This window comes from Paenibacillus suaedae, assembly GCF_032337355.1.
Classification (GTDB): domain Bacteria; phylum Bacillota; class Bacilli; order Paenibacillales; family Paenibacillaceae; genus Paenibacillus_B; species Paenibacillus_B suaedae.
Genome location: NZ_JAVYAA010000002.1, coordinates 1,130,812 through 1,148,914 on the forward strand (window position 1 = coordinate 1,130,812; position 18,103 = coordinate 1,148,914).

The window sequence follows — 18,103 nt, forward strand, 5'->3', positions numbered from 1 at the left end:
GCCTCACTATTCTTTCAGATAGGAGATCGGTTTCTCAACAGGAACTTTTGTGCCTCCGAACTCTTTCTCAATGTATTTTTGCGTATCTTCGTTGTGGTACAGCTCGCCTAATTTCAAAATGCCTGGATCGTTCTGCTTATCAGAGGTCGTCACGAGCACGTTGATATTATGCTTGGTATCCACAGAGATCTCCTCATGGAACAACGAATCCTTCAATACGTTCAATCCGCCTTCCATCGCAACCGTATTCCCGATCAATACCAAATCCACATCTTGTATGACCCGCGGGCCTGTCGTATCGTCAATTAGCTTGAATTTCAGATGCTTCGAGTTTTCTACAACATCACTTTCTGAACCTGTTCCAAGGTCGAACCCATCTTTCAACTTGATGAGCCCTGCTGCCTGCAGCAAACTTAATCCTCTTGCCGTGTTGGCTGGGTTATCCGCCAGAGCAACAAGAGCGCCGTCTGGAACATCCTTAATATCCTTGATCTTCTGCGAATAGATTCCCATCGGCTCTAGATAGGTTGTCGCTACTGCTGCAAGATCAGCTTTACTGTCTTTATTGTAGCTGACCAAGTACGCCCAAGATTGAAATGCGTTGACGTCCACTTCCCCGTCTTTGGTTGCGTTATTCAGCTCTACGCCGCCATTGATCTCCTTGACTTCGATATCGAGCTTGGCGTCCATCGCCGCCTGAGATTGCGCGATATGCTTCCAAATCTGAGCGTCCGATCCCTGAGAACCGATTACGATTTTCCCAGCATCGCCTGATGATTTGCCTCCACAGCCGGCCAGCACCAGTGTCAAAGCCAACCCAACCGCTAATCCGCCCCATACTCTCTTTTTAGTCATACGATTTACTCCCCCCTATATGTAAATAAAGATAAGAGCTTTCTTGCTTAATGCATCGTCATCCCGCCTGTTACATTAATCGCCTGGCCGGTCATATACGAAGACAACGGACTTGCCAGGAACAGCACGACATTGGCCACATCCTGAACTTCAGCGGTTCTTCCGAGTGGAACCTGGGAACAATCCTCCGCATAGATTTCCTCTGCGCTAATACCGCGGATGACTCCACCTTCAATCCGCTCCCGATGCTTCATCGGTGTCTCCACAATTCCCGGACATACCGCATTCACGAGAATGTTATGCCGCGCCAGCTCGATCGCCATCACCTTCGTCAAGCCAAGAACAGCATGCTTGGATGCGCAATACCCACCCATAGCCCGGTAGCCGTTCTTTCCTGCTTGGGAAGCAATTTGAATGATTCTGCCCGGCTTCCCGGCATCGACCATTTCTTTGGCAAATATTTTGGAGACTAGGTACAGCCCCGTAGCATTAATGGAGAACACCTTCTCCCAGTCCTCCAGCTTGCTGTCAATCACATAATCCATTGTGGATGTACCCGCACAGTTCACGACGATATCGGGAACCCCTGCATGCTCTACAACCAATCTGGACCAGCGATCAATATCCTTGGACTTGGATAAGTCCAATTTCGTCTCGATGAGCTGACCGTCAGCCTCTCGATAATCATCTTCGTACGCCAGATCAGCAGAGATGACCGTAGCTCCGCTTTGCAGCAAGATTTGCACGATACCCTGCCCTATGCCTGACTTCCCGCCTGTGACAATCGCTGTCTGGTGCGATAGATTGAGCGTAATCATCGCGATTACAGCATTCTTTCAAACGGATCTCTGCTAATTCCCGCTTCCAGCACAATCTTTGCATACTCTTGCGCGGAGAAGAGAGAATGATCCTTGTAGTTGCCGCATTCCAGTGCGGATACAGCAGGAACCTCTGTTGTCTCCAATACACGCTTCAGCGTTCTCTCCAAGGCGGAAGCAATCTCTTCCGGACTATGCTCATTCCATAGGATCAGATAGTATCCCGTTCTGCATCCCATCGGAGAAATATCGATAATCCCCTTAATCTCGTCTCTCATATATGTAGCGAGCAGATGCTCAAGCGTGTGAAGCGCTGCCGTTGGAATTGCGTCTTTATTTGGCTGCAAAAAGCGCAGATCGTATTTTTGCACGGTGCTGCCTTTCTCATCATGTTCAACTCCTGCTGCTCTTACATAAGGAGCCTTTACGATTGTGTGATCCAGTTGAAAGCTTTCTACTTTTGCCATTGTTCCTCAGTCCTTTGTCTGTAATTTGTATTCTATTTAATCCAGTACGCACCTAAGGAGCATACTGCATAAATCAAGTTCACTAATCCGCTGCTAATGCATCGTCTTCTTCGTAAAATAGTCGCCAATGAATTGGCACACAAACACCAGAATTAAGATCAAAATAGTAGCAACTATGGTGATATCATTTTGGAACCGATTATACCCCTTGCTAATTGCCAGACTGCCCAAACCACCCGAGCCAATCGCACCCGCCATCGTCGTCAGCCCGATCAGGTTAATGACCGTCACGGAAGAAGCACGGATAATCGCATTTAAACCTTCCTTCAAATAGACCCGAAATACGATCTCAATTGGCCCTGATCCCATGGACTGAGCGGCTTCCACAATTCCCGGATCTACCTCGACCAGCGCATTTTGAATTTGTCTCGCATAAAAAGGAACGATCCCGATAACTAACGGCACAATTGCTGCTTGCATGCCGATCGATGTCCCCGCAATAAGGCGGGTAAGCGGAACGACAACCGCGATAAGAATAATGAACGGAATAGAGCGAAATAGATTAATGACTTTGTCCAAGACACTGTAAACGAGCTTGTTTTCTAAAATCCCTCCCTTATCAACTACAATCAAGGTTACACCTAGCAAAAGGCCGAAAAGTACCGAGAATAAGGAGGTTACGACCACCATGTATATCGTTTCATAGATGCTGATCAGAATCTCTTCTCTTAAATTCCAAATGTTTGGGAAGTTATTCATTAAAAACTCACTCATACCGTTTCACCTACCTTAACGTTCTGCACAAGACGAGAATCAATCATTTCGACCGCAACTTGAATCGACTGCAAATATTCGAGTGCCGCTTCCAAATCGCTAGTTGATCCCGACATGACCACAATCAAATTGCCAATAGGCGTCTGCTGTAGAATCTCCACATTCGCATATAAGATGTTGGTCGTTACCCGATAACGAGCGGTAAGCGCTGAGATAATCGGCTCGCTTGTGCTATCGCCAATGTAGGATATCTTGCACAAAATATCGTTGTTCTTAAGCTGCACCAATGACGGATGCTGGGAGAGCTTCTCCAGCGTCTGTTCAATATGAGTAGCTGTATTAATAAAATCACGAGTTAACGCATTTTGCGGACGGCTAAAAATTGACACGATATCTCCCTGCTCAATAATCCGACCGTCTTCCATTACGGCAACCTTATTGCAAATTTCTTTGACCACTTGCATTTCATGCGTAATGAGCACGATCGTTAACCCTAAGGTTTGGTTCAATTTCTTTAATAATTCCAATATGGATAGTGTGGTTTTAGGGTCTAAGGCACTCGTCGCTTCATCGCATAATAGGATTTCCGGATCATTCGCCAGCGCTCTAGCAATCGCCACCCTCTGCTTCTGTCCCCCTGACAATTGAGAGGGATATGCGTCCAATTTATCTGACAAGCCTACTAATTCGAGCAAATCCTTCACCTTCTGCGAGCGTTCACGCTTCGAAAGCTTGGAGCTCTTTAAGGGATAATCTACATTGTCATAGATCGTTCTGGAATTCATCAGGTTGAAGTGCTGAAAGATCATCCCGATCTTCCTCCTAGCTGCCCGCAGTTCCTTGGGGCTCAGAGCCAGCAAGTCCTGACCGTTCACCTCTACACTCCCTGATGCAGGCCGCTGCAGCAAGTTAATGACACGAACCAACGTACTCTTCCCCGCTCCGCTGTATCCAACTATACCGTATACATCGCCTGCATCCACTTGCAGACTGACATCCTGTACAGCAGTAACCGATTGAGAGCCCGTGTCAAACGTTACCCTAATATTCGATAATGAGATCATGATGTCCAACCCTTCCTGATCGTTCTATGTACTGCCGAATTACCGAAAATTTTATTTCCGCCATTATACACCAGAATAGTCGGAATTACTATATGTAAGTATAATCATACCTTTCAACTGTATTTTTCGCTCCATGCTGGAGTCTTCCAATTTCGTCTCTTTTACTCGTCATATTTTAAAATTTAAGCGATATAAATATGTATTAATAAATCTTGCAGTTATCCGATAATAAAGGGGATGTATTGATGTCCAACGTTTCGTATCCGCTTTCAAAGAAATGGATTCGGTGCACACTGCTGCTGACACTCAGCTCAACGCTGCTTCTCACCTCACTCGGATTCACTACTGCCTCTGCCTCGGCTGCTGACGTTACTTCCATTTCAGGCAAAGCAGATATTGTGTACTTACAGGACAGCAGCTTGTCCGTTGGCGACAGCCGCATTCTGACCAGACAACAGATTGAATCACAGTGGGATGGAATCGATCCCGACTATACCGCAGACAAGGCGGTTGAGGCCGTCCGGTCCGCACTCCCCGAGAAGGAATACGAAGCGTTATTTCCGATGCGCCTTGGTTCGAAGGAATGGCATGCCTTCAACAAAGATAAGAAAGACTATAATCCCAATCAGACCGACTACTACTCCTATCAAAATCTCATCAATGCCGTCAGCCTTGTCGCCAATGTGAAATACAAGGTTTCGTATCGGGAAGGCAATTATTCAGCTCAAGAAATTTATCGTTTAGAGAAAAAGGGAAAAACCGAAACGCTCATTGTACGCTCCGATGACTTCAATACACCAGAGAACAAGACCAAGCGCATCATCACGCAAATCGTCGATTACGGCGCCTTCTTGAATGAAGGATTGGAGAAGGATCGCAAGCGCGATCTCGCGGCGCTGCTTGCCAATTTGTCTCATGAGACTGGCGGAGGTTGGGACACCGCTCCGGGAGGCATGCTGCGCTGGGGGCTCTATTGGAATGAGAACATTGCAGGCAGAACAGGACAGAATAAATCGGACTTCGTAGACCCTGCCAGCAGCAAGGAATATCCGGGTGTTCCAGGCAAGCGCTATTACGGACGGGGCCCGATCATGCTGAGCTGGAATTTCAATTACGGGTTAATGAGTGCCATTATATACGGAGATAAACATGTGCTTCTTCAAAATCCGGAATGGATTGCGGCCGACGGCAAGCTAGGATTTGCAACCGCTATCTTATTCTGGATGACGCCGCAAGCGCCAAAGCCTTCCGCCCATGATGTTATGATTGGCAGATGGAAGCCCGCTGGAGAGGAAAAAGAAAAAGGATTAGGTCCCGCAGGATTCGGGGTTAGCATCATGGTACTCAATGGACTGGAAGCTAATCTGGATGAATCGAACGGCGCCATCAAGCGCCGCATCGGCCACTACTTGGACATCACAAGCAAAATGGGTGTGGATGTTACTGGTGAGAAGCTCAACACGCTTGGCATGCAGCCTTTTTGAGCATACGGGGAAGCAAGCTAATAGCCAACCAACTTACCAACAACAAGATTGAGGGGCATTCACATTCAGGCATATAATCATTCAAACATCCAATCAATTCAATCAATTCAATCATTTAATCAACATCTAAGTTACCAAGAAACACCATACAGATCAGAAACTATCAGCTACCATGTAAAGCATGAACAGCCTCCCCTATTGCTAGGAGAAGGCTGTTGTCATGTTCAGCTTCTTTGCTTACTTTTGCAATACCAAAGGAATGATTCGATACAGCACTAGCGCGGCTTCGGCACGGCTCGTTGTTTTTTTCGGCAGAAGCTGCTGATTGGCTCCTACGATCAATTTCAGCTTCACAAGTGCTGCTGCACTTCGCAGTGCATAATCTGCAATTTGCTCACGATCCGTAAATGTATTCAATGCATCTTCATTTTCCGACTCATTAATGACTTTCATTTGGCGCAGCGCACGCTCGATGATGGTCATCCACTGCTCCCGCGTCACTTTTGCCTCAGGCTGGAACTCCTTATCCGTAACTCCCTGAATAAGCCCAGCTTTTTTGGCTATCGCGATGTCATAGTAGTAAGAAGCAGATGGATTGACGTCTGCGAAATTCGAATCCGCTTCCGCAGTGAGGCCGAGCATGCGAACGAGCATGACGACGAGCTCAGCGCGTGTTATCGCTTGTTCTGGCACAAATCGATAGAGCGATACGCCATCTAGCACACCGCGTGAGGTAAGTGCTTCAATAGCCTCTTTCGCCCAAACATGCTTCTGCAAATCCGTGAACTTTACTTCTTTGTACACAACTTTGTAGTTCTCATCGACGTAACCAAGGAACTTCATTTTGAGCGCTGAAGGGTCATAGGCGCTAAATACAACCGGCATGGTGCTTCCATCCTCATTCACCCGCACAACAGATAAATAGTGTGGATGTTGCATCTGTTCGGTTGTCGGCACATACGTCAGCTCCATGAGCTTCGGCGCTTCTTGCTCTCTGTTAGGCTGTGGCTTCTTGGGTTCTTTCGTTTGCGGCGGGACTGTTGTAGATGTACTGGAACTGCTGCTTCCTCCACCTGATCCATTGTCTGTTCCGTTTCCAGATCCCTGATCCGCCTTCACCGTAACCATGGCCTCTGCCTTTAATAGTGTCCCTTCAACAGTTCCATTCACAGTAAAGCTGCCGGTCTTGCTATAAAGACTAGCATCAATCTGATCCCACACCACGGATACCTGCGCCATCGATAAGTCCGAATACGTAGCCGTTACGACAGTAGGCATCGCTGGTGGTGTTCCGACTACTGTCTCTACGAATGCGGGTGATATCCTCGTAATATATGGTGTCTGTGCAGGTGATTCCTTGACATGAACCGTCGCAATCGCTTGGAGATCCGTACCTGCAACCGCTCCCGTCACCGTAAATGTTCCCGCCTTCGCATACTGTTCAGCCTCAATCGCATCCCACACGACGGAAATCTCCTCTACCGTCATATCCGAATACGTCGCTGTCACGACTGTCGGCAGCACTGGAGCCTTCCCAACTTCCGTATTCACAACTACCGTAGCAACACTGATTATTTGAGGTTCTCCAGCTATAACGACTGGGATCGCTGCCGTCTCAGCTGTTACGCCATCATAATTTCGAGTCACTTGCAAAATAAGATAAACGATCTGATCCGCAGCTGGACGAACAATCCTACCATCCGGTTTAATAACCGTCTCATTGTCCGACGATTTGATCGAAACTGTGAAGCCCTGCGGTACAGAAGGAAGCGTTACGTACTTGTCGTTCTTCCCAGGTAGTTGGATGGACGTAATCCAGTCTGCAATCGAATTTGGAGTGATGGATTTCACAATAATCGATCCCATATCAGGAGCATATTCCGTCGGATTATATAAGGTAATGGTGTTCATGCCTTTTTTCAGCACAACCTGAATGGTTTTGAGCTGTGCTTTATTCCAATCCGTCCCCGTCAACAATACTTCGATCCCTTGTTCCTCATTCGCCCGCACGAACACCGAACGAGGCACGGCAGTTGCATACTCTAGCTGCAATTCATACAGGCCATCCCCAGGCACGTTGACTTGTTGAAAGGTAACGGTGTTGTTGTTTCCAACAGGCCCGCCGACAAATCCAACCACACTCCCGGTCATAAACGCGCCATTGCTTCGCAGTACCGCATTTCCTGTCAATACGGCATTCTTTGCATCATACACGTCGTTAATATTCACAACGCTTCCTGGCGGCACGATAACAGGGATTGCAGCCGTATGGGTACTTACACCGTCAGCCTTCCGCTTCACTTGGAAAATAAGAAGAACTTCTTCCTCTTGGCTCGTTGGCGATATGTGGCCGGTGTGGTCAATTACATCCGGACGCTTCGATTCAAGCAGCTCAATCTCATAACCCTCCGGTACCTGTGGCAGCGTTAAACGAGTCATATTCTTCGCAGGCGCTGGAACTGATTTCAATCCCGCAGCGATTGTCTGTATCGGATCCAATGGTTCCTGATTCGCTGGCGTAATGGAAACCGCTGACCCCGGAGCTATCGATAAAGTGACGGTGTCCCCAGCAGTCGGCAGCCCTCGCTCAATCAATCTCGGCAGTCCCATTCCAATCTCGAATACGTCAACCGCCTGCACGCCCGCCCATCCAGCAGGCAGCTTCCAGCTTCTATCCTTGTAGCCATCCTGGCTGAATGCGATAATCTCGGGTTTATCCTTGCGCCATAAGGCGGGTACGAACATATCCGTACCGTCTGCAATCGTCACATCGCCGTGCTTCACGACGCGCTTCCCACTCTGCTTAGAACTCGTCACTCCATCTGAAAATTGCACGGTGCTCGTTGGTTCATTATAAGAGAGACGTTCGAATTGATTGAGATACTGCCAGAGCAGCGTAGTTGCACTGAATTCCTGCAAAAATCCCGTCAGCCTCACCTTGTCTTTTTTGACAATTTCTTCGCCATGCATGCTCGTGCCGAACAGCTCATTTCCGCCTTTTCCACCGACCGCAAGTGCTGCTGGCAGCTTCATCTGACTGTCGATCGAACGCCAATCCGCCCACCATGCCATCGGCTGCAGACCGAATAACGGGTCACCGCGGTAGCCATGGAAATACTCGCTCGTAACGTCCATTCCTTTATCACGCCAGTAACGCATGATCTTTTTCTGAGTTTCACTTTCCTGGCGATACGTTGTCTTATGATATGGATCTGCATTACCAACGGAAGGAGCCCACTCTACTGGACTCGTTACAAATGCATCGATATGAATCGTCTTCCCTCGAAGCAGCTGAGGGATCTTGGCAAGCAAGTCATCGATATTGCGCTGGAATACCCCTGCTTCCCAAGCACGTGTCAGATTGATTTTGTAGCTCTGTCCGCTTACCCAATGGCCTCCCTTAATAAGCTCCCCGTTCTCTTCCTTGCGAATGAGATCCTTGTTGATGAATTCCTCCCATTGCGGGCTGTCTTGATAGGCGTCCGTCATATTGATGTGGAAGCTGATCGTCGTATTGTACTTCTCCGCCTCATCCATGAACCATTTCAGGCTGTCCAGTGCAGTAGCATCACCTGGTCGCTTCAGCTTCGGATTGACGACATTCCAATCTGGATATTTCGAATCGTGGCCATCATGCTGCCAGCCAACCAAATAGATGATTTTCGGCATGCTGCGCGTCATGTGATCCATCTTCTTGATCGCTTCCAGCGCTTCATCCAGCGTTAATTCTATTTTCCCGTTGTCTCCCAAATAGAGCTTCATCGTTAAAGTGCCCGTGTAATCCCGCAAAAATGGCCGCGCAGGCTCAGGCTTGATCGTCAGCTTCAATGTATCTGTCAAGCGAATACCGTCTCTTACTACTTCCACGCCGATCTGGACTTCACCAACATCCTGCGTACCTGCTCTTGCTAGACCATCATCCCCAATGGTGAACATGTCGATAGGAGCGCTGTATGCAATTGTGGTCTTTGCATCATGCCGCAAGTCAATCTCACTGCCATCCTTCAACCTCCCCGTCACCTGCAGCTGCGTTACACCGTCCAAAGGCACTGCCATATCTTCGGCGGACAGCTTAACCGATACAAGTGGATTGTCATTATCAGCTGTCCCTTGGGCTTGAATCATACCGCCGCCGGAAGTGAACAAGCCGAGCATCATTGCAAGAACAAGCGCTAATGAAGTGATCCTTGCACCCGATTTCTTCCTGAACATGATTAACCCCCTTCGCATTCCTAATTGTTATAGTGTCGTCCTTGTTTGCCTTGATCTTGTAGCCTCTTCCTTGTTTCCTACCTTGACCATACCTCCTTTCTTTGCTGTTGCTGCTACCCTTTAATCGCCCCGTCTACCATCCCTTTCACGAAATATTTTTGCAGAAACAAATACACGACCGTGAGCGGCAGCATCCCAATAAAGCAACCCGCAGCGACCCAGCTAATGTTGCTGTGGAACTGCGAGACGAAGCCCGACAGGGCAACCGGAATCGTCATCATCTCTTTCTTCTGCAAGAAGAACACGGAGAATTGATAGTCATTCCACACCTGCACACCGATCAAGATGACCACTGTAGCCGTGATTGGCTTCAGCAAAGGGAAAATAATTCGCATAAAGATACCGTAACGGCTGCACCCATCAATCAGCCCCGCCTCGTCCATCTCTCGCGGAACCGTACTAATAAACCCGGTGAACAAAAATATCGTCATCGGCAGCGCAAAAGTGACTTGTGTCAGAATAATCGCCCAGTATGTATTGATTCCGCCTACGTCTACGATGAATTTGTACAAAGGTACGAGAATCGTCAATGCGGGGACAATTAAGCATGAGATGCATAGCGTGTATACGAATCGATTCCATTTGGTCTGATGGCGAGCCAGCGGATACGAAGCACATGCACCGATGAACACGACGAGAATAACCGCAGTAGCCGTGATCATCCCATTATTCAGGACAGCTCTTCCTAACTGAGCATCCTGCCATGCATGAATGAAATTATCCACTTGGAACTGCTGCGAAGGCATCCATTTGCTGCTCGTATCTTCTATTGGTTTGAAGGACAGATTGACTAAGATGTAAAAAGGGATGCTGTGAATCAGCACGATGAGTACTAGCGCTATATATTTGGCAATCTTCACACATCCACTTCCTTCCGACGAAGCAGTACAAGTGATGAAATACTGATGACCGCGATGATGATGAACATCAGATTCCCGAGCGCTGCCGCATATCCCGCATCCTGACGGGCGAAATACAGATTGTACATCATCGTGGACAAAGACTGCGTCGCATAGCCCGGTCCGCCGTTCGTCATTGCTACTATCACGTCAAACAGCTTCAAGCCCCCAATGAGATTAAGCACAATATTGATCGTAATTGCCGGCATAAGCAGCGGAAGCGTAATCCGCATGAATCGGCTCCACCAGCCAGCGCCATCGATATTGGCCGCTTCGTGATACTCTTTCGAAACAGACTGTAAGCCTGCCAAAAAAATAATCATCGCAATGCCCATATACTGATAGGTGTTAACTAGGACAATCATCCATACTGCACGTGAGCCGTTCGACAGCCAATCCACGGCCTCTCCGCCAAATAAACGAATCGCATCATTCAGCGCCCCGCCATCATACTGAAAGAAGAAATAGCTGATATAGCCCATAATTAACGGGCTGATAATAACGGGAAGATATACGATCATACGGATGATGCCCTTCCCTCTTAGCTTCTGATCCAAAAACAAGGCGTAAGCAAGACCCATCACATTTTGAAATACCGTACTTCCGAAGCCGTAAATAAACGTGTTCTGAATCGTCTGGACAATCTTCTTGTCCGACAGCATTAGCCGATATTTGTCGAAGCCTACCCATGCGTATTGCTGCGAATAGCCGTCCCAATTGGTGAAGGAGATTTTAACTCCCTGGATTAGAGGATAGAAAATGAACACGGCAAACAGCACTAGCGCCGGGACGTACATCAGATTGAGTATTCCAGCAGAATGAACCCATCTGACCATGAAGCCCGAACGCAGCTGCACTCGTTCTTCATGCGTGGCTTCCATCTTCGACGGACTTCTAGCCATATGCATCCTCCTAGATGTGAAAAATAGACCCGCAGCAAGACAGATGCAGCCGCGGGTCGATGAATTGCCTATCTGTTATTTAGCAGCACGTAATCTTTCATATTCCTTTTTCATATTTTCCGAGAATTCTCGAGGTATAATGCCGCCAGCCAGCAGATCCTGGCCGTTCTTGCACATGACGTCCCACATCCCGTTCGGCAAATACACTCTGTCAAAGTACGGGAACACGCGCAAATCTTTGAACTTCTCAAAGTCAGCAGTCAAGCTGCCCGCGTTGGTGGCTACTCCATCAAGTCCAGGAGGGAGTACATTTGCAGCGGCGACCAAGGCTATATTCTCCGGCTTGGCGTAATAGGCCACGAATTTACGAGCCGCCTCGCTGTTCGGGGAATCCTTCCACACGCCCCATGTCGTCTTCTCTCCACCTACAAGCGTTGGCGCATCGCCAGCTGCTACCGAATGAATCGGCATCAAGCCTGCTTTCAGATCAGGATTCAGCTTCTTTGCTTCTTCGATGAGGAACGGACCATATATCCCGAATGCAGCTTTTCCTTCTGCGAAGGCTTTAGCGGAATCGCTATATTTCGCAGTCAGCACATCCTTGTTCAAATATCCTTTCTCTTGCAAGGATAAGAACATTTGCGGCAGTGCGTCGAATCGGTTCCAATCGAAGGTTCCGTCGAGCAGTTGTGCTGCATCATTCTTCTCAGGGCTTATAAAGACGGACGTCGCATAGAAATCAAAAAATTGTCCGATCGGCCATGAATCCGCGCCTCCGATATGAATCGGCACGATTTCTCCATTGCTCTTCGTCTTGATTTCTTCCGCGGCCTTCATCAATTCATCCCATGTCATCGGAACCTGTATGCCATACTTCTCCAGCACTGCTGCATTGTACACAGGCCCGCCTTTATCTTGATCCATAGGGAGCACGAACACTTTCCCCTGATCGTCGGTTACAGCAGGTTTGATGGAGGCGTTAAGCTTGCTTGCCCACTCTTCGCCCTTCAGGTCAGCTAAATACGCGCCGTAACGAACCTTGGCCCATCCGTGAGTCGCAAATACATCAGGCAGCTCATTGGATGCCATTTTCATTTTCATAATGTTCTCATACTCCGCACCTGGAGCACTGAAATCCACTTTAATGTCTGGATTGTCTTTCATAAATTGATTGGCGATCTCCTGGAGCACCTTCGCTGACTCGCCAACCACGTTCGTCATAACCGTAAGATTGACCCCGGTTCCTCCCTTGCTTCCTGCACTCTGACCGGGGTCGCTGCTAGATGCCTTTCCTCCAGCTGCATCCCCGCCCGTACTTCCTGTTCCGCATGCCGCAAGCAGACATGCTGCGATAACAAGCAGTGTGAGCATCTTGAACCAATTGTTCCGTTTCATCTGTATCCCCCTTGCCGACGATATGGTCGTTGATTCCGTTTTCTGTTTAGAAGATACCATTTATGATTGCGCTTTCATATGCTATAAACCTACAATTGATCCGCTCATTTCTACACTGTCGATTTTCGTATTGACGAACCTGCAAGGAGTACCTATCCTTTAACTTAAGTGAAGGAGGCTGGCGATTATGGCTGCATTCAAGTCACTACGATCCAAGCTGACGCTCGTATATGGCCTGACCATTGTCACTCCATTTGTCTTATTGGCATTTGTACTTCCCATCTACGCCCAGCATGTGCTCATCAGAGACACGGAGAAGCTGACGGCAGGAACCCTGCACGCTATGGCCGGTAATATTGAGACTTATCTGGATGATTTGGAACGGCTGACGGCTTCCCCCTATCTGAATGACAATGTCATACATGCGCTGAAGATTATTGCCGACAATGTATATGAACATGCAAGCGCATACACGAAGCTTCAGACGGATCGCGCCTTAACAGGCACATTGCCAAATTACTTAATCAATACCCGCAAAGATATTCTCAGCACGCTCATCATTACGATGAACGGGAAATCCTACCTCACAACCAAGAACAGCAGCATAGACCTCGTTCCCGACTTTCCGTTCCAGTACGAATTATGGTATCAAAAAGCAGTGAAAAGAGATGGGAAGGCTGCATTCATCAGTTCTCATTCGCAGACCTACTTGACGAACCCATCCACCATTCAGGTATTCTCCGTATCCCGATTAATTAAAAATCCAGAATCCGGCCAGCCGCTCGCGGTCATATCTGCCGATGCAGATACGAATGTACTCGATCAGATCACGAAGGACATTCCATTTAACGTTAGTTCTGTCGTCGCAATTACGGATGACATGGGAAATGTAATCTATTCAGGCAAGCCGTTGACCGAAGAAATGCTCAAACAACTTCAGACCCGAGGGAATGAAGACGTACAGGACACCAGATTCGTGACCGTAACCCAGACTATCAAGCCAGCAAATTGGGAAATCACCGTATTCTTATCCAATGACGAGCTTAAGCAAAAGGTACATTGGATTTACATCACGGCAGCACTCATTTCGATTGGCGGCCTCATTGTCACTTTTTTCGTATTCCGCTACTCATCGCAATGGATCGTTAAGCCGATCACGCAGATGAAAGAAGTGATGACGAAAGTGCGCAATGGAAATTTGCAGGCGCGTTATGAAGGGGTAGGATCAGACGAGTTGTCTTACCTTGGGCATTCGTTAAATAAAATGGTCATCCAGCTCGATGAGCTCATTAATCGCGAATATAAAGCGGTTCTGGCACAGCAGCATGCAGAAAATCGAGCCTTGCAATCGCAAATACAGCCCCATTTTCTATACAACGTGCTGTCCGGATTCATCGGATTGAACCGCATCGGCGATACGAAGAGTCTGGAAACGGCCATTATTTCACTGAGCGGTATGCTGCGCTACATTCTAGAGGAAAATCAATGGACAACGGTCGAACACGAATTCAAGTTTCTAACCAAATATGCGCTGCTGCAGCAGCTTCGCTTCCAAGACAGGCTGACGATTCATATTCACTATGATGATGAAGCTGCTGAGTGCCGGATTCCAAAACTGCTCATCCAGCCTCTATTGGAGAACGCCGTCATCCATGGCATTGAACCCGATGATCAAGATCACACCATTCACGTGTCCGCTTCCATCAAGCAGCAAGACAACGACCCGCTTATCTGTATCGAAGTGCGTGACGACGGTGTTGGATTCGATGCGAAGGCGATGCAATCTCAAGCACATGTTGGTCTTGCCAACGTAAATTCGCGATTGAAGCTCGTCTACCCGAACGCACAACTGAGCATTGTAAGCGAGCCTCATATCGGCACTTGCGTAACGATTCAGATTTCGAAGGAGGACAGCTTATCATGAGGATTTTAGTGGTAGACGACGAGGCCTTGGTAAGAGCCAGTTTGCGAAGCATGCTGGCTGAATTGAACATGCCTGTCCACGTCATCGGAGAAGCCCGTAACGGAGAAGAAGCCCTACGATATGTGGCAGAGCGGCAGCCAGACCTTGTGTTCGTCGATATTCGGATGCCGAAGTTGAATGGTCTGGAGGTCATCGCGCAGAGTCGGGATAACTCCCCTCATACGAAGTGGATTATCGTAAGCGGCCATTCGGAATTCCAATATGCGAAGGAAGGGCTGCGTCTTGGCGCATGCAATTATTTATTGAAGCCATTCAGTCTCGATGAGCTTCAGGATAGCCTAATCCGTGCGAAGGAAATCCATGATGCACATATCTTGGATCTCAATCGCCAGCTTGAACATGCCATTCTTTCTTGTATGCATGGCAGCAGCGGCAATCAAGCAAACCTATGTCAGCTTGGGATACGGCGATACAAAGTCAACGTGTTCTATTTCGACGGCTGTCTCTCAGAACAAGAGACGCTTTTGCGGCAGCAGCAGTTCCATGAGCAATTGCAGTTGCTCATCCGTAATCAATCTCTTACCACCAGTCTCCATGCCGTCGCATTGCCCCTCACTAGCGGTAATCCTGCAATCGTATGGTCATGGCCAGTTGCACACCAGCAACATGCCGCGGAGCTTCAAAAGGAGATGGAGAATGCTGTCCAGCAAATGTGTAAAGGTGAGTTTTCTTCCTCTCCTACCATTACTACCATTCAGATCGAAGAGTGTGCGAATCTTCTAGAAGCAGCGCAGAAGGTGGGAGAGCTTCAGCGAATCGCTCCCCTTCGCATGCTGTTCCCGATGGAGCACACGTTGGCACTTCACGACCTACTCGAATTGGATCAGCAGCATGAATCGCTCTCTATAAGTCGTCTTGTTGAGAGGGTATGCCGATTATTCCGTCAGCAAGACTATTACGGTTATTCTAGAGCCATCGTGTGCATGGAAAAAGAACTTCGCAGATTGCGTGGAACACACTTGGCAAATCAAGCCCTTGTTTATCGGATTCAAGAATCCATATCCTATTCGATTGGAATATCGATAGACAAGATAGAAGATCAAGAATGCTGGTTTGGGCAATTGAAAAGTCTCGGGGATCAGATGATAATCCAGCCTCCACGTCATGGCAGCATGAACAAAGATATCGTGCAGCAAGTCGTTGCTTTGGTTGACGAGCACTATATGCATAACATTGGAATGAAGCAAATCGCGGATATGTTCCATGTGACGCCGAATTATTTAAGCAGCTTATTTCATAAGAAGCATGGCATACCATTTTTGAAATATGTAACTGAAACAAGAATGTTGAAAGCGAAGGAGCTGCTGCTCAAGGAGCCTCATCTTAAAGTGCAGGAGGTTGCCGAAGCCGTCGGTTATTACAGTGCACGCCATTTTGCAAAGCTGTTCCGGGACTATTATGAGTGCTATCCATCAGAGCTTAAAGAACAGGGAAAATGAAGAAGATGCGATATAAGGTGATGAAAACGTCTGCCGGGGGAGGTTCATGTTAACAACTTAATCATCTGCCAACCTTTGGAACATAGCCTATAGTTAAAATAGAAGAGTTTCATGTTAACAACTTAATAACTTAATAACTTAATAACTTGGCAACTTTATATGAAATTGGATCGTCAATATATCGATCCACTATTTTACTCAATCCCTCTTAATTAGAAAGGAGCAAACGAATGCAACCATCCATTACACGCGACTCACTAACTCACACGACCTCATCACGACACATACATACCTTTCGATTGCTGTCTGTCGTTCTCACATTTATGATCCTCTTCACTGCATCGTTATCATCGACTGCTAGTGCTGCCTCAGCAGCCAATTCCACAAAAGAATCGCTGCCAAAATTCATACAAGTCGAGGGAGGATATTATTATTCCATCGCGCTGCGCAGTGACGGATCAGTGTGGGCTTGGGGCCGCAATCTCACTGGGGAAATGGGCATCCAAGAAACAGTGACCATTTACGACTCCTATCCGATTCGACTATTTGAGCTGACAGACATCCGTCATATCTCAACGAGCGGAGAAGGTTATCACTTGGCCACGAAAACCGATGGAACCGTATGGACATGGGGTGCCTCAGGAGACTCTAAAGACGGCCGCCAGCATTCCATTCTGCCACATCAGATTCAAGGAATAAAGCATGCCGTTTCCACAACCGCAACATCCAATAGGGGTGCAGCAGTTCTCGATGACGGGACGGTGTGGTACTGGCCGCGTGCAAAAGGAACAGAGACAGCTCCTGTGAAGCCCGTGCAAGTGAAAGGCTTATCCGAAATCGTTCAAATTGAAGCCTCCGCAGAAAAAATATATGCAGTGAAAAAAGATGGTACCGTGTGGAGTTGGTCAGACGCAGCAAAACCAACAAAAATCCAAGGACTTTCTGATATTCGCATGATCTCTTCCGGTCATTCCCTGCTTGCTCTGAACAAGAAGGGAAAGGTCTGGAGAGTAAAGGAACAAGGAAAGCCTGTCGCCGTTCAGCCCCAGCTGACGATAAAATCCATCCGCACTTATGACGATTACGAACTATTATTAACGACTTCCGGTGAAGTGTACAGCTATGGAGGACGAACACCGACTGGTAAGCAGGGAAAAGTAAACGGTTTGCCTAAAGTTACGGCGATAGCCGCAGGGGCATTCCACAGTCAAGCTATAGCGGAAGATGGGAACGTATGGGGCTGGGGTGGAAATATGTTTTCTTCGATCGGGACAACGAAGAAATTTAAAGACAATATGGTCTATAGCCCTGTTCCTGTAGAACGTACGGCAGACATTTACGTCAATGGCAAGCTCATCAACTCCAGGTATCCTTCTTTCATTCAAACCAATACCGTGCTTCTCCCCGCAGCGACAGTCGCGGCGGCACTCGGTACGAAGCTGCAGTTCAACGCGGAATACGGTGTTGCAATGCCTTACTCTATAACGTACAAGAGCCGAACATTGTCCTTCGGATATGAACAAGATCGCATTGTTTATGACGGTGGGTTCATTGATCGTGAGAAACCTTTAGTCGGTGCAACTGGTACTACCTCCATACCTTATCAGTTGTTAGAAAAAGGACTTGGTCTTCATGTGACCTGGAATCCCAAACTGCTGCAAATTCATATCGACGAAGGATCATCTAACAAATGATTACCAAAACTGATGGCATCAATGGCTGTTTCGAGTGAGCAAGCATGCATTTCCAT

At 47.8% G+C, this 18,103-nt stretch carries 13 protein-coding genes; 4 read left to right on the top strand and 9 right to left on the bottom strand.

All coding sequences use genetic code 11. The annotated features are described in order from the left end of the window. Window positions 1-6 precede the first annotated feature (6 nt). The 5 genes from RQP50_RS12695 to RQP50_RS12715 all read right to left on the bottom strand — a co-directional run bounded on the left by RQP50_RS12695 (window position 7) and on the right by RQP50_RS12715 (window position 3,978). The gene (locus RQP50_RS12695; RefSeq protein WP_315745662.1) at window positions 7-855 is read right to left on the bottom strand and encodes a MetQ/NlpA family ABC transporter substrate-binding protein; all 849 of its coding nucleotides are present in this window, start codon (window positions 853-855) and stop codon (window positions 7-9) included. Between the two features lie 47 nt (window positions 856-902). Then, a complete protein-coding gene (locus RQP50_RS12700; protein WP_315745663.1) occupies window positions 903-1,673 on the bottom strand; it encodes an SDR family NAD(P)-dependent oxidoreductase in 771 nt (256 codons plus the stop codon). Between the two features lie 5 nt (window positions 1,674-1,678). Further along, complete coding sequence (locus tag RQP50_RS12705) at window positions 1,679-2,140, bottom strand: S-ribosylhomocysteine lyase (protein WP_315745664.1); 462 nt, start codon at window positions 2,138-2,140, stop codon at window positions 1,679-1,681. 93 nt (window positions 2,141-2,233) lie between these two features. Further along, the gene (locus tag RQP50_RS12710) at window positions 2,234-2,914 is read right to left on the bottom strand and encodes a methionine ABC transporter permease (RefSeq protein ID WP_021257788.1); all 681 of its coding nucleotides are present in this window, start codon (window positions 2,912-2,914) and stop codon (window positions 2,234-2,236) included. Then, window positions 2,911-3,978: a methionine ABC transporter ATP-binding protein gene (locus tag RQP50_RS12715; RefSeq protein WP_315745665.1), complete on the bottom strand. Its 1,068-nt coding sequence runs from the start codon at window positions 3,976-3,978 to the stop codon at window positions 2,911-2,913. Before RQP50_RS12715 ends, RQP50_RS12710 begins: the two co-directional genes overlap by 4 nt. 245 nt (window positions 3,979-4,223) lie before the next feature. On the opposite strand from RQP50_RS12715, the gene RQP50_RS12720 reads away from it, so the two are divergent. Further along, window positions 4,224-5,462: a chitinase gene (locus tag RQP50_RS12720; protein WP_072730458.1), complete on the top strand. Its 1,239-nt coding sequence runs from the start codon at window positions 4,224-4,226 to the stop codon at window positions 5,460-5,462. A gap of 237 nt (window positions 5,463-5,699) precedes the next feature. Here the strand turns inward: RQP50_RS12720 and RQP50_RS12725 are convergent, their stop codons facing one another. From RQP50_RS12725 to RQP50_RS12740, 4 genes are all read right to left on the bottom strand, one after another. After that, window positions 5,700-9,674, bottom strand: a complete 3,975-nt coding sequence (locus RQP50_RS12725; protein WP_315745666.1) for an Ig-like domain-containing protein — start codon at window positions 9,672-9,674, stop codon at window positions 5,700-5,702. 113 nt (window positions 9,675-9,787) lie between these two features. After that, the gene (locus RQP50_RS12730; RefSeq protein WP_072730456.1) at window positions 9,788-10,594 is read right to left on the bottom strand and encodes a carbohydrate ABC transporter permease; all 807 of its coding nucleotides are present in this window, start codon (window positions 10,592-10,594) and stop codon (window positions 9,788-9,790) included. Next, window positions 10,591-11,469 (bottom strand): carbohydrate ABC transporter permease, encoded by an 879-nt coding sequence (locus RQP50_RS12735; RefSeq protein WP_083545246.1) that lies wholly within the window; start codon window positions 11,467-11,469, stop codon window positions 10,591-10,593. The genes RQP50_RS12730 and RQP50_RS12735 overlap by 4 nt, the downstream gene beginning before the upstream one ends. 141 nt (window positions 11,470-11,610) lie before the next feature. Then, the gene (locus RQP50_RS12740; RefSeq protein ID WP_315745667.1) at window positions 11,611-12,930 is read right to left on the bottom strand and encodes an ABC transporter substrate-binding protein; all 1,320 of its coding nucleotides are present in this window, start codon (window positions 12,928-12,930) and stop codon (window positions 11,611-11,613) included. Window positions 12,931-13,117: 187 nt separating this feature from the next. Between RQP50_RS12740 and RQP50_RS12745 the strand changes: the two genes are divergently transcribed. The 3 genes from RQP50_RS12745 to RQP50_RS12755 all read left to right on the top strand — a co-directional run bounded on the left by RQP50_RS12745 (window position 13,118) and on the right by RQP50_RS12755 (window position 18,047). After that, on the top strand, window positions 13,118-14,854 hold the full coding sequence (locus tag RQP50_RS12745; RefSeq protein WP_072730455.1) for a cache domain-containing sensor histidine kinase: 1,737 nt from the start codon (window positions 13,118-13,120) through the stop codon (window positions 14,852-14,854). Beyond that, entirely contained in the window at window positions 14,851-16,353 is a 1,503-nt protein-coding gene (locus RQP50_RS12750; RefSeq protein ID WP_315745668.1) for a response regulator, read from the top strand. Before RQP50_RS12745 ends, RQP50_RS12750 begins: the two co-directional genes overlap by 4 nt. A 230-nt stretch (window positions 16,354-16,583) precedes the next feature. After that, window positions 16,584-18,047: a stalk domain-containing protein gene (locus RQP50_RS12755; RefSeq protein ID WP_315745669.1), complete on the top strand. Its 1,464-nt coding sequence runs from the start codon at window positions 16,584-16,586 to the stop codon at window positions 18,045-18,047. Window positions 18,048-18,103 lie beyond the last annotated feature (56 nt).